This window comes from Leclercia sp. J807 (genome assembly GCF_009734465.1).
Taxonomy (GTDB): Bacteria; Pseudomonadota; Gammaproteobacteria; order Enterobacterales; family Enterobacteriaceae; genus Enterobacter.
Window position 1 is genome coordinate 3,759,258 of the sequence record NZ_CP046446.1, and the last position, 13,134, is coordinate 3,772,391.

Annotated in this window: 13 protein-coding genes; 7 read left to right on the forward strand and 6 right to left on the reverse strand. The window is 55.4% G+C overall.

Features of this window, described 5'->3' with window-relative positions; genetic code table 11:
• Positions 1-235: 235 nt before the first annotated feature.
• A complete protein-coding gene (gene syd / locus GNG26_RS17795) occupies positions 236-781 on the reverse strand; it encodes a SecY-interacting protein (protein ID WP_156239687.1) in 546 nt (181 codons plus the stop codon).
• 68 nt (positions 782-849) lie between these two features.
• On the opposite strand from syd, the gene queF reads away from it, so the two are divergent.
• From queF to xni, 5 genes are all read left to right on the forward strand, one after another.
• Positions 850-1,692, forward strand: coding sequence for an NADPH-dependent 7-cyano-7-deazaguanine reductase QueF (gene queF, locus GNG26_RS17800; RefSeq protein WP_114385843.1), 843 nt, complete (start codon positions 850-852; stop codon positions 1,690-1,692).
• Between the two features lie 116 nt (positions 1,693-1,808).
• Positions 1,809-3,173 carry a nucleotide 5'-monophosphate nucleosidase PpnN gene (gene ppnN / locus GNG26_RS17805; RefSeq protein WP_103822722.1) on the forward strand — a complete coding sequence of 455 codons (1,365 nt, stop codon included), beginning with the start codon at positions 1,809-1,811 and terminating at the stop codon, positions 3,171-3,173.
• Between the two features lie 549 nt (positions 3,174-3,722).
• Positions 3,723-5,012: an HAAAP family serine/threonine permease gene (locus tag GNG26_RS17810; protein WP_156239688.1), complete on the forward strand. Its 1,290-nt coding sequence runs from the start codon at positions 3,723-3,725 to the stop codon at positions 5,010-5,012.
• A gap of 63 nt (positions 5,013-5,075) precedes the next feature.
• Positions 5,076-6,443, forward strand: coding sequence for an L-serine ammonia-lyase (locus GNG26_RS17815; RefSeq protein ID WP_156239689.1), 1,368 nt, complete (start codon positions 5,076-5,078; stop codon positions 6,441-6,443).
• Positions 6,444-6,555: 112 nt separating this feature from the next.
• Positions 6,556-7,314 (forward strand): flap endonuclease Xni, encoded by a 759-nt coding sequence (gene xni, locus GNG26_RS17820; RefSeq protein ID WP_156239690.1) that lies wholly within the window; start codon positions 6,556-6,558, stop codon positions 7,312-7,314.
• A 91-nt stretch (positions 7,315-7,405) separates the two neighbouring features.
• Here the strand turns inward: xni and rlmM are convergent, their stop codons facing one another.
• The 4 genes from rlmM to GNG26_RS17840 all read right to left on the reverse strand — a co-directional run bounded on the left by rlmM (position 7,406) and on the right by GNG26_RS17840 (position 10,431).
• Entirely contained in the window at positions 7,406-8,506 is a 1,101-nt protein-coding gene (gene rlmM / locus GNG26_RS17825; protein ID WP_114385840.1) for a 23S rRNA (cytidine(2498)-2'-O)-methyltransferase RlmM, read from the reverse strand.
• Positions 8,499-8,894 carry a DUF423 domain-containing protein gene (locus tag GNG26_RS17830; protein ID WP_039029918.1) on the reverse strand — a complete coding sequence of 132 codons (396 nt, stop codon included), beginning with the start codon at positions 8,892-8,894 and terminating at the stop codon, positions 8,499-8,501. The genes rlmM and GNG26_RS17830 overlap by 8 nt, the downstream gene beginning before the upstream one ends.
• A 45-nt stretch (positions 8,895-8,939) precedes the next feature.
• Complete coding sequence (gene gcvA / locus GNG26_RS17835; protein ID WP_103180950.1) at positions 8,940-9,854, reverse strand: glycine cleavage system transcriptional regulator GcvA; 915 nt, start codon at positions 9,852-9,854, stop codon at positions 8,940-8,942.
• A gap of 349 nt (positions 9,855-10,203) precedes the next feature.
• The gene (locus GNG26_RS17840) at positions 10,204-10,431 is read right to left on the reverse strand and encodes a YgdI/YgdR family lipoprotein (RefSeq protein ID WP_032613722.1); all 228 of its coding nucleotides are present in this window, start codon (positions 10,429-10,431) and stop codon (positions 10,204-10,206) included.
• A 192-nt stretch (positions 10,432-10,623) separates the two neighbouring features.
• Here GNG26_RS17840 and csdA point away from each other — a divergent pair, with 192 nt between their 5' ends.
• Positions 10,624-11,829 carry a cysteine desulfurase CsdA gene (gene csdA / locus GNG26_RS17845; protein ID WP_156239691.1) on the forward strand — a complete coding sequence of 402 codons (1,206 nt, stop codon included), beginning with the start codon at positions 10,624-10,626 and terminating at the stop codon, positions 11,827-11,829.
• The gene (gene csdE / locus GNG26_RS17850; RefSeq protein WP_156239692.1) at positions 11,829-12,269 is read left to right on the forward strand and encodes a cysteine desulfurase sulfur acceptor subunit CsdE; all 441 of its coding nucleotides are present in this window, start codon (positions 11,829-11,831) and stop codon (positions 12,267-12,269) included. The genes csdA and csdE overlap by 1 nt, the downstream gene beginning before the upstream one ends.
• On the opposite strand, the gene tcdA is transcribed toward csdE, so the two are convergent.
• The gene (gene tcdA, locus GNG26_RS17855; RefSeq protein ID WP_103822728.1) at positions 12,260-13,066 is read right to left on the reverse strand and encodes a tRNA cyclic N6-threonylcarbamoyladenosine(37) synthase TcdA; all 807 of its coding nucleotides are present in this window, start codon (positions 13,064-13,066) and stop codon (positions 12,260-12,262) included. The two genes, csdE and tcdA, sit on opposite strands and share 10 nt — an antisense overlap.
• Between the last annotated feature and the right edge of the window lie 68 nt (positions 13,067-13,134).

A 13,134-nucleotide genomic window follows, 5' to 3' on the forward strand; every position in this document is an offset into this window, starting at 1 on the left:
TTCTTGTGTCGGCTTCCTGTCGACGGAGATAGAATCCATGATTCCGCTTCGTCTTACAAGGCACTGCGTAAGCCACATTAAAGAGTTTGCGTATCTGTACCAAGCGTTATGAAAGCGTAATAAGATGATAATACAGTGTTTTTCAAATGACCTGGTGTTTTAAACATTCAAGTAATAAGGGCGATCTCTCACAAACTCTGTAAGAGATCTCTCACACGCGCAGTAGTATGCAGGATTACACGACGGGATGAAGGTGATTAAGAAAATCCGCAAGGGAAGCGGAAAGGGTCTGACGTTTCTGCGTACCCAGTGTCTCTTTTACCACGTTGCCCGTGAGGTTGCAGACAGAGATAACGTCCATCTCACTGTCGAGCGTGGCGATAAACAACGTTGGCGATAGCTTCAGGCGCTTCTGGGTAACGAGGTGCCCTATCAGGTTCTCCTGCACGCGCAGCAGGTCATCTTCGCTCCAGGTTTGCAGCAACGTCATCGCTTCATTATCAAAGCGAGCGCACATATCCCCGGCGAACTGTGTGGTATAGAACGCGTGAACCGGAGGTTGTACCACAATGTCCATGGCACGTTCAATGGCATTTACACTCTGCTCAACGGTAAAGGGCTGCGGCTGCCATGTCACGGTATCCCCGGAAGAGGTAATAATGCAGGGTGAAGGCACGCCGTACAACTCTTCGCTTTGCGGCCATGACGCTTTCTGTTCATGCCAGGCGTCACAGTAACGCGTAGTAAATGCGGTTAACGCAGCAGCAGTCTCTTTATCCACCGGTTTCTCTCTTCATATAAGCCAGGATACACTCAGCCCATAGTTTACCTTTAAAGTGACAATGAAACATGTCTTACGAAAATCATGATGCCTTATCGGGCCTGACGCTGGGCAAAAGCACAGCCTATCGCGACATCTACGATGCCAGCCTGCTACAGGGCGTGCCGCGCAGCCTGAACCGCGATCCGCTGGGCCTGAAGGCCGATGCCCTGCCCTTCCACGGCGGCGATATCTGGACGCTCTACGAGCTCTCCTGGCTTAACGCCCGCGGTTTGCCGCAGGTGGCCGTGGGCCACGTTGAGCTGGATTACACCAGCGTCAATCTGGTGGAGTCCAAAAGCTTTAAGCTCTACCTCAACAGCTTTAACCAGACCCGCTTTGAGAGCTGGGAAGCGGTACAGCGCACTCTGGAGAGGGATTTAAGCGCCTGTGCCCAGGGCAAGGTCACGGTGGCGCTCTACCGGATTGATGAGCTTGAAGGGCAGCCCATCGCCCACTTCCACGGCACCTGCATCGACGATCAAGACATTGAGATCGACAACTATCAGTTTGACACCGCGTGGCTGGAAAAGAGTGCCAGCGGCAAAGTGGTGGAAGAGACGCTGGTCAGTCACCTGCTCAAATCCAACTGCCTGATTACCCATCAGCCTGACTGGGGTTCGGTGCAGATCCAGTATCGCGGGGCAAAAATCGATCGTGAGAAGCTGCTGCGCTATCTGGTCTCCTTCCGCAACCATAACGAGTTCCACGAACAGTGCGTGGAGCGCATCTTCAACGATATTCTTCGTTTCTGCCAGCCGGAGTCGCTCAGCGTCTATGCCCGCTATACCCGACGCGGCGGACTGGATATCAACCCGTGGCGCAGCAATACCGATTTTGTTCCTGCCATTGGTCGGTTAGTGCGTCAGTAAAATAAATAAATTCGCAATCTGCGCGGTATGTTCCGCGCTTTAGGTTGTGAAAGGTCATAAGCCAGGGCTATTGTAATCAACGGGGAAAGACGATAAACGTCCCGTAAGGAGCTCACTTGATTACACATATTAGCCCGCTTGGCTCAATGGATATGTTGTCGCAGCTGGAAGTGGACATGCTCAAGAGCACGGCCAGCAGCGATCTTTATCAATTGTTTCGCAACTGTTCACTTGCCGTTCTGAACTCCGGTAGCCTCACCGACAACAGCAAAGAGCTGCTGTCCCGCTTTGAAAGCTTTGATATTAACGTCCTGCGCCGCGAACGTGGCGTAAAGCTGGAACTGATTAACCCGCCGGAAGAGGCCTTTGTTGACGGGCGCATCATCCGTGCGCTGCAGGCTAACCTGTTTGCGGTTCTGCGCGACATCCTGTTCGTGAACGGCCAGATCAGTAACGCCGGTCGTTTCCAGCACCTGAACCTGGAAAGCTCCGTTCATATCACCAACCTGGTCTTCTCTATCCTGCGTAACGCCCGTGCCCTGCACGTGGGCGAAGCCCCAAGTATGGTGGTTTGCTGGGGTGGTCACTCCATTAACGAAACCGAATATCTCTATGCCCGTCGTGTGGGTACCCAGTTGGGTCTGCGCGAGCTGAACATCTGCACAGGCTGTGGCCCGGGTGCGATGGAAGCGCCGATGAAAGGTGCGGCAGTGGGTCATGCGCAGCAGCGCTACAAAGAGGGGCGCTTCATCGGTATGACCGAGCCGTCGATCATCGCCGCTGAACCACCGAATCCGCTGGTTAACGAACTGATCATCATGCCGGACATTGAGAAACGTCTGGAGGCGTTTGTCCGCATCGCCCACGGAATTATCATCTTCCCGGGCGGGGTGGGTACGGCAGAAGAGTTGCTCTATCTGCTGGGTATTCTGATGCATCCGGCCAACCAGGATCAGGTGCTGCCGCTGATACTTACCGGCCCGAAAGAGAGCGCCGACTACTTCCGCGTACTGGATGAGTTCATTGTGCATACGCTGGGCGAAACGGCGCGTCGTCACTATCGCATTATCATTGACGATGCCGCAGAAGTGGCACGCCTGATGAAAAAGGCCATGCCGCTGGTGAAAGAGAACCGCCGTGATACCGGAGATGCCTACAGCTTTAACTGGTCGATCCGTATTTCGCCGGATCTACAGATCCCGTTTGAGCCGTCACATGAAAATATGGCTAACCTGAAGCTCTACCCCGATCAGCCGGTTGAAACGCTGGCCGCCGACCTGCGTCGCGCCTTCTCGGGCATCGTGGCCGGTAACGTGAAAGAGGTGGGTATCCAGGCCATTGAGGAGTTTGGTCCCTATAAAATCCATGGCGACCGCGAAATGATGCGCCGCATGGACGATCTGCTGCAGGGCTTTGTCGCCCAGCACCGTATGAAACTTCCGGGCAGCGCCTATATCCCCTGCTACGAGATTTGCGCATAACGCCCCTGCCCGGCTGCGTGTCGGGCGCCTTCTCACTCTCTCCCGCCGGGAATGGCCTTCAGCCGCCCGGCTTTTTTATCGCCTTCAGTTACATGGCGTGGCGTCAGATATCACCATAACTTATCTTTTTACGTTTGCATTATGGAACGCAAACGATTACGTAGATTTCCTAAGCGTGATTTATTAGGTACAAATGCTTTAAATCACGAAAAAATCCTCTAAAACGCGACTTATACAGCGTATGACACCTATATTGCTGGGCTCTCTATCACGCTACATATCGTTAATGATAGCCTTCGCGCCCAGAAATTCGCTGTGATGTTTTCTTAGCAGATAAATGGTCTAAAGATATCCACCTCAAAAGTAGATTATTGCATTTGAGATCGGGATCACTGATAGATCCATTATGAAAATGTATCTTTCCGCCCGCCGATAGTTACGGAGAAAAATTATATAAAAACCGTCACTGAGCGAATTTCATATTACGATTTGTCCTTTTTGCATCGAATTTGACCAGAAACCTGACATTAGCTACTCCTGGAGACACAGATGGAAACCACTCAAACCAGCACCGTTGCTTCGATTGAAACCCGAAGCGGATGGCGTAAAACCGATACCATGTGGATGCTTGGCCTGTACGGCACAGCAATCGGCGCTGGTGTTCTCTTCCTGCCTATTAACGCGGGTGTTGGCGGCTTAATTCCGCTGATCATCATGGCAATCATTGCGTTCCCGATGACCTACTTCGCACACCGCGGCCTGACCCGTTTTGTGCTCTCCGGTAAAAATCCGGGCGAAGACATCACTGAAGTGGTTGAAGAGCACTTCGGGATTGGCGCAGGTAAACTGATTACCCTGCTCTACTTCTTCGCGATTTACCCTATCCTGCTGGTTTATAGCGTGGCTATCACCAACACCGTTGAGAGCTTTATGACCCACCAGCTGGGCATGACGCCGCCACCGCGCGCTATTCTGTCGCTGATCCTGATTGTCGGTATGATGACTATCGTGCGCTTCGGTGAGCAGATGATTGTAAAAGCGATGAGCGTACTGGTGTTCCCGTTCGTTATCGCCCTGATGGTGCTGGCCTGCTACCTGATCCCTCAGTGGAACGGCGCAGCGCTGGAAACCCTCTCTCTGAACAGCGCGTCTGCTACCGGTAATGGCCTGTGGATGACCCTGTGGCTGGCCATCCCGGTAATGGTCTTCTCCTTCAACCACTCGCCGATCATCTCCTCCTTCGCCGTGGCGAAGCGTGAAGAGTACGGCCAGGGCGCCGAGAAGAAGTGCTCCAGCATCCTGGCTCGCGCTCACGTGATGATGGTGCTGACCGTTATGTTCTTCGTCTTCAGCTGCGTACTGAGCCTCTCCCCGGCAGATCTGGCGGCAGCGAAAGAGCAGAACATCTCGATTCTCTCTTACCTGGCGAACCACTTTAATGCCCCAGTGATTGCCTGGATGGCGCCAATCATCGCGATTATCGCTATCACTAAATCTTTCCTCGGCCACTACCTGGGCGCGCGTGAAGGTTTTAACGGTATGGTGATTAAATCTCTGCGCGGTAAAGGTAAGAGCATTGAAATCAACAAGCTGAACAAAATCACTGCCCTGTTCATGCTGCTGACCACCTGGGCGGTTGCGACTCTGAACCCAAGCATCCTCGGCATGATCGAAACCCTGGGCGGCCCGGTTATTGCGATGATCCTGTTCCTGATGCCGATGTACGCCATTCAGAAAGTGCCAGCGATGCGTAAATACAGCGGCCAGATCAGCAACGTCTTCGTTGTGGTTATGGGTCTGATTGCTATCTCCGCTATCTTCTACTCGCTGTTCGCGTAATGCCTCCCGCGCCATCTTCGGATGGCGCAATCTACTCCTCTGACGTAAAGCAACGGACGCATCATGATTAGCGTTTTCGATATTTTTAAAATTGGTATTGGTCCTTCCAGCTCGCACACCGTCGGGCCAATGAAAGCGGGTAAACAGTTCACGGACGACCTTATTGCGCGCGGAATGCTGCACGACACCACCCGCGTGGTTGTAGATGTCTATGGCTCCCTGTCGCTGACCGGCAAAGGTCACCATACCGATATCGCCATCATTATGGGCCTGGCGGGCAACCTGCCGGATAGTGTTGATATTGACGCCATCCCGGGCTTTATCCAGGACGTTAACACCCATGGCCGACTGCTGCTGGCCCACGGTGAGCATGAAGTTGAATTCCTGGTTGATCGCTGCATGAATTTCCACGCCGACAACCTGTCGCTGCACGAAAATGGTATGCGCATCACCGCGCTGGCAGGCGACAAGGCGATTTACAGCCAAACCTATTACTCTATCGGCGGCGGTTTTATCGTCGACGAAGACCATTTTGGGCAGCCAGAGAGCGCACCTGTCGCGGTGCCGTATCCGTATAAAACGGCTGCCGACCTTCAGCGTCATTGCCAGGAGAGTGGCCTCTCCCTCTCCGGCCTGATGATGCAAAACGAGCTGGCGCTACACAGCAAAGAAGAACTGGAACAGCACTTTGCTAACGTCTGGGAAGTGATGCGCGGCGGTATTGAGCGCGGCATCACCACCGAGGGCGTGCTGCCGGGTAAACTGCGTGTTCCACGCCGTGCAGCGGCCCTGCGTCGTATGTTGGTGAGCAGCGATAAAACCACCAGCGATCCGATGGCGGTGGTGGACTGGATCAACATGTTCGCGCTGGCGGTGAACGAAGAGAACGCCGCGGGTGGCCGTGTGGTAACGGCCCCAACGAACGGTGCCTGCGGTATCGTTCCTGCGGTGCTGGCTTATTACGACAAGTTTATCCGCGAAGTAAACGCTAACTCACTGGCTCGCTATCTGCTGGTGACCAGCGCCATTGGCTCGCTGTATAAGATGAACGCCTCGATCTCTGGCGCCGAAGTGGGCTGTCAGGGCGAAGTGGGCGTGGCTTGCTCCATGGCGGCAGCGGGTCTGGCAGAGCTGCTGGGCGGCAGTCCGGCGCAGGTGTGCATTGCGGCAGAAATTGGCATGGAACATAACCTCGGTCTGACCTGCGATCCGGTTGCCGGCCAGGTGCAGGTGCCCTGTATCGAGCGTAACGCCATTGCCTCCGTGAAGGCGGTGAACGCCGCACGTATGGCGCTGCGTCGCACCAGCGAGCCGCGCGTCTGCCTCGATAAAGTGATCGAAACCATGTATGAAACCGGGAAAGATATGAACGCCAAATACCGTGAAACCTCTCGCGGTGGTCTGGCGATGAAGATCGTGACCTGCGACTAAGCCTCAAAAGGAGCCTTGTTTTGCGAGGCTCCTTCCCGTTCTTCCCGCCTCTCGTAGTTTCATGCCGCCGACGGTGTTACCCTTAATCCACTGGATATAAGAGGGATTATCTGTGGCTGTTCATTTGCTTATTGTCGACGCGCTGAATCTTATCCGCCGCATTCATGCGGTACAGGGTACCCCCTGCAAGGATACCTGCCTGCATGCTCTGGAGCAGCTTATTCGTCACAGCCAGCCCAGCCATGCGGTTGCCGTTTTTGACGATGAAGCCCGCAACAGCGGCTGGCGTCACCAGCGCCTGCCTGATTACAAAGCCGGCCGCGCGCCGATGCCGGACGATCTGCACGCCGAAATGCCCGCCATCCGCGCCGCCTTTGAGCAGCGCGGTGTCCCCTGCTGGGGTGCTCAGGGCAACGAAGCCGACGATCTGGCGGCGACTCTGGCGGTCAAAGTGGCCAGCGCAGGCCATCAGGCTACCATTGTCTCGACGGACAAAGGCTATTGTCAGCTCCTCTCCCCCACCATTCGCATTCGCGACTATTTCCAGAAACGCTGGCTCGATGCGCCCTTTATCGCCAGTGAGTTTGGCGTCTCGCCGCAGCAGCTGCCGGATTACTGGGGACTGGCGGGGATCAGCAGCTCCAGGGTGCCGGGCGTGGCGGGCATTGGCCCGAAAAGTGCCGCCCAACTGCTGGCTGATTTTCAGGATCTGGAAGGGATTTACGCCCGTCTGGATGAGGTGCCGGAGAAGTGGCGCAAAAAGCTGGAAGCGCACAAAGAGATGGCCTTTATCTGCCGGGACGTCGCGCGGTTGCAAACCGATTTACAGCTAGACGGAAATTTGCAGCAGCTCAGGTTAGAGCGAGTGTGACGTCATGCCCGGCGGCGCTGCGCTTACCGGGCCTACGGGACGAGGGTTGTTGTAGGCCCGGTAAGCGTAGCACCACCGGGCGTTGTACAGATTACCGCTCGTCGCGACGACCACCCACGGCAGCCCACCAGCGGCGCACATGCACGGTAACCTCTTCGCGGTCGTGGTACAGCTGACGCGCCTGGATCTCCGCATTGATGCCATGTTCATCAAGCTGGGTCTGGATGTATGCCAGGTTCTGGGAAACCTCTTCGTAGCGCTTTTTCATCGGCAGCTTGAGATTGAAAATCGCCTCGCGGCACCAGCCGTTGACCAGCCAGGTTGCCATCAGCGCAGCTACCTTGGCCGGTTTTTCTACCATATCGCACACCAGCCACGAGATGTTATTGCGGTTCGGACGGTAGCGGAAACCATCCTCGCGCAGCCAGGTCACCTGGCCTGTGTCCATCAGGCTTTGCGCAATCGGGCCGTTATCAATGGAGTAGACCCACATGTTGCGTTTCACCAGCTGATAGGTCCAGCCACCCGGACAGGCACCCAGATCCACCGCATACATCCCGTTTGCCAGACGCTCATCCCACTCGTCAGCCGGGATAAAGATATGGAACGCCTCTTCCAGCTTGAGGGTGGAACGGCTCGGCGCGTCGGACGGGAACTTAAGACGCGGGATCCCCATGTAAAACGGCGAATTGTTGGTGGTATAAGAATACCCGGCGTAGCAACAGCCCGGAGCGATAAAGAAGACATGCACCACCGGACGCTTTGGCGTCTCATAGTTGGTGAGCACGCCGCTGTCACGCAGTGCGGCGCGCAGCGGCACGGTGAATTTGCGGCAGAACTTCATCAGCTCTTTGCTTTCGTTAGTATCGGCCACCTCAACGCGCAGCTCACCGCCCTTCTCCACGACGCCCTGCAGCATACCAGCAATAGGGGTAATACGATCCTCTGGCGGCAGATCCTGCAGCAGCTCGCCGGCCACAAACATCTGACGGGCAAAAATCAGCGAGCTGAACGGCAGCTCGCGAACCAGTTTATCGGCATCTTCTGGCTGATAGCATTCGAAAACAACGTAGCCCGCATTCTCTTTCACGCGAGCGAAACCAAAGACTTCACGCTTCGCGGCTTTATCAGTAATTTCCGCGGCACACTCTTTTTCAAAGCCCGGGCGACAATATAAGACAACTTTATTCATGAACAACGCCCTTGCGTTTCAGACGGAACGAACCGATTAACATTAAAACCCACCCGACCAGGAAGCTGACGCCGCCCACCGGGGTAACAAACGCCCACAGGCGTAAATGCGACAGCGCAAGGCAATAGAGGCTACCGCTGAACAACACGGTACCCAGCGCCATAAATACGCTGCTCCAGTAAAACCAGATGCTGATGCGACGCTGCATCGCCACAGCCAGTCCGAAGATTGCCAGGGTATGAAACGCCTGATATTCCAGACCGGTATGGATCCAGCCCATCTCCACCACACCCAGGGATTTGCGTAATACATGTGCGCCAAAGGCGCCCAGCGCAACAAAAATGAAGCCACTCACCGCGGCAAAAATCAGCATAAAACGGCTGGTCATGTTTCTGTCCTGAAGTTATGCGCGCCCTGCACGCAAAAGAAAGTGTTACTCGTACCGAAAGCGGAATTTTTCTTGCTCGTTGGCCGCCTTTGCCAGGATCCACTGGCGAAACGCGGCTATTTTACCCAGTTCTGCCTGACTGTCATGACAAACCAGATAAAATGCGTTCTTACTGACCAAAACATCATTAAAGGGGCAGACCAGGCGGCCAGCCTCAATTTCGGACTGCGCCATCACGTTGTTAGCCAACGCCACGCCCTGTCCGTGGATAGCAGCCTGTAACACCATCGCACTGTGGCTAAAGATGGGTCCCTGCTGCACATTGATATGGTTAAGACCGAGCTGGCGGGTATAAGTTTGCCAGTCGCGGCGAGAAGCATCATGCAAAAGCGTGTGTTGCGCCAGATTGTCCGGCGTTTTTAACGCTTTTTCGCCCGTTAAGAGTAGTGGCGAGCAGACCGGCAGCAAATATTCCGCGTACAATTTTTCAACACGCAGCCCTGGCCAGTTGCCCCGGCCATAAAAAATCGCTACGTCGACATCGTCTGCCAGCTTCTCTTCCTGACGGTCGACCGCCTGGATTCGAACGTCGATTCCCGGATAAGCTGAGTTAAAGCTTGAGAGTCTCGGCACCAGCCATTGAATGGCAAAACTTGGCAATAAACTGACCGTCAGTGCCCCTTTGGCACTGCGCGCCTGCAGCTTACGGGTGGCCTCGGTGAGCTGGGAAAATATCTCTTTGATATCCTGAAAATAGCTCTGCCCCTCTTCCGTCAGAAGCAGGGAACGGTTGCGGCGGCGGAACAGCTTGAGGCCCAGAAAATCCTCAAGAGACTTGATTTGATGACTGACTGCGGCCTGAGTCACAAAAAGCTCATCGGCCGCGCGCGTGAAGCTCAGATGGCGCGCAGCAGCATCAAATACACGTAATGCATTAAGTGGTGGTAATCGCTTGGACATGGTTATCTGGCTTAGATGTTAACGGCTTTTAACAAACAGGAAACAACGTTTAACCTATTAGTTTTTTTTATCTGAGCCATTATAAATTGTCCGTTGAGGAACTACCAGCAAATACCTATAGTGGCGGCACTTCCTGAGCCGGAACGAAAAGCTTTTTTTGGAATGCGTGTTCTGATGGGCTTTTGGCTTACGGTTGTGATGTTGTGTTGTTGTGTTTGCAATTGGTCTGCGATTCAGACCACGGTAGGAAAACTACCACCTTTTCACTTCCTGTACATTTACCCTGTCTGTCCATAGTGATTAATGTAGCACCGCCCAATTGCGGTGCTTTTTTTTGTCTGCAATTCCGTTAGTGGTCCAGTTCAACCATCTCTTTCACATCACTGCGGTTGATCTGCTGTTTATTCCCGTTCGCGTCCTTATACGAGATCATGCCGGTATCATTATCAGTCTGCGGCTTACCTTCTGAGACGATGGAGCGGCCATCGTTAGTGTGCATAACATAGTTGTTGCCAGAACAGGCGCTCAGGGCAAAGGTAAGCATACAGGCAGAGGCGATTGCGATAGTCTTTTTCATTTTCTTCTCCTTCAGCAATTAATGCTATTTCAAGCGTGTTTATTAACAGGCTAAGACATTCTCCTGACTCTATTTCAGCATAACCTGCTTCGTCTGCTGCGCCAGGATAAACAGACAATTCCGATAGAGATCAACCTTCTTGCCCTGCTGCGGAATTTGCGCGACGATCTCATCATCACGAAGAGGAATTCCATGAACGCATTCAGCCCTGCCCATTTTCGCGCCCAGTTTCCGGCCCTGGCCGATGCCGGTGTCTATCTTGATAGCGCTGCGACAGCCCTTAAGCCTCAGGCAGTGATTGAGGCCACCAACCAGTTTTACAGCCTGAGCGCCGGCAATGTGCATCGCAGCCAGTTTGCCGAAGCCCAGCGCTTAACCGCGCGCTATGAAGCGGCGCGCGATCAGGTTGCCCGCCTGCTTAACGCTGAAAGCGGCAAAAATATTGTCTGGACGCGGGGCACCACCGAAGCCATCAACATGGTGGCGCAATGTTATGCCCGCCCGCGCCTGCAGCCGGGCGATGAGATTATCGTCAGCGAGGCGGAGCACCACGCTAACCTCGTGCCGTGGCTGATGGTGGCCGAACAGACCGGCGCGAAGGTGGTTAAGCTCCCGATTGGCACAGACTGCCTGGCGGATGTGGCTCGCCTGCCTGAGTTGATCACCCCGCGTAGCCGCATTCTCGCGCTGGGGCAGATGTCCAACGTCACCGGCGGCTGCCCGGATCTGGCCCACGCTATTCAGCTCGCCCATGCCAGCGGGATGGTAGTGATGGTGGATGGCGCCCAGGGCGTGGTCCACTTCCCGGCGGACGTGCAGGCGCTGGATATCGATTTCTATGCCTTCTCCGCACATAAGCTGTACGGCCCTACCGGGATTGGCGCACTGTACGGCAAAGCGGCGCTGCTGGAGGAGATGTCCCCGTGGCTCGGCGGCGGCAAGATGATCACCGAGGTGACTTTCGACGGCTTTAAAACCCAGCAGGTGCCTTATCGTCTGGAAGCCGGGACGCCAAATGTCGCAGGCGTCATTGGCCTGAGCGCGGCGCTGGAGTGGCTGGCGGATATCGATCTGCAACAGGCAGAGAGCTGGAGCCGCGGGCTGGCAACGCTGGCGGAAGAGGCGCTGAAACAACGCCCCGGTTTTCGCTCCTTCCGGGTACAGGATTCGAGCCTGCTGGCATTCGATTTTGCCGGGGTACATCACAGCGACATGGTGACGCTGCTGGCGGAGTATGGCATTGCTCTGCGCGCCGGCCAGCACTGCGCCCAGCCGCTGCTGGCGGCGCTCGGCGTCAACGGCACGCTGCGCGCCTCGTTTGCTCCCTATAACACCCAAAGCGATGTCGACGCGCTGGTTGCCGCCGTCGATCGCGCTCTTGCTTTACTGGTGGATTAATGACAAGCCCAACTCTCGCCGGACATCCGTTCGGCACCGTCATCACTGAAGAGACGTTAAAACAGACCTTTGCCCCGCTGACCCAGTGGGAAGACAAATATCGCCAGCTGATCCTGCTGGGCAAGCAGCTCCCTGCGCTGTCCGATGAACTCAAAGCGCAGGCCAAAGAGATCCCCGGCTGTGAGAACCGCGTCTGGCTTGGGGTTACACAAATTGGGGATAAGCTGCATTTTTATGGCGACAGCGAAGGGCGAATTGTTCGCGGCTTGCTGGCCGTGCTGCTGACCGCCATTGAGGGGAAAAGCGCCGCGCAGATCCTGGAGGAGAACCCGCTGGCGCTGTTCGATGCGCTGGGGCTACGCGGCCAGCTTAGCGCCTCGCGCAGCCAGGGGCTGGCTGCGCTCAGTGACGCGGTACTGGAAGCGGCGCGTCAGGCCTGACGTTCCGCCTTCGCCATCATCTTTTTCAGCGCGTGAGAGACGGCGATAAAACCAAAGCTCGCGGTCACCATCGTGGCCGCGCCAAACCCGGAGGCACAGTCCATCCGTTTTGGCCCTTCCGCAGTGCTTTTCATGGCGCAGACTGAACCATCTGCCTGCGGATAGACCAGCGCTTCCGTTGAAAAGACGCAGTCGATACCCAGCTTACCTTTGCTGTTTTTCACCACGCCAAAATCGCTTTTCAGACGCTCGCGCAGCTTGGCCGCCAGCGGATCCTGAATGGTTTTCGCCAGGTCCGTCACCTGGATCTGCGTCGGGTCGATCTGCCCGCCCGCACCGCCGGTGGTCACCAGCGGCACTTTATTGCGACGACACCAGGCGATCAGCGCTGCTTTCGGGCGCACGCTGTCGATGGCGTCGATCACGTAGCTGTAACCGGCTCCCATGTACTGGGCGACGTTATCGGCAGTCACAAAATCATCAATGACGGTGACGCGACACTCCGGGTTGATCTGGCGAATGCGATCCGCCATCACCTCTGACTTCGCCAGCCCGACGCTGTCGCGCAGGGCGTGGATCTGCCGGTTAGTGTTGGTGACGCAGACATCGTCCATGTCGATAAGCGTAATGGCGCCGATCCCGGTTCGTGCCAGCGCTTCCGCTGCCCATGAGCCGACACCGCCAATGCCGACCACGCAGATGTGCGCATCAGCAAACAGTTGCAGGGCTTTTTCACCATATAAACGTGCGGTGCCACCAAAACGCTGGCGCCAGGCTTCGCTCATTACCACAGACATAAGACCTCAGATGTAAAAAGGGTGAGAGTTACCCCTCACCCCGGAAAACATAGCGTCAATATTACCAC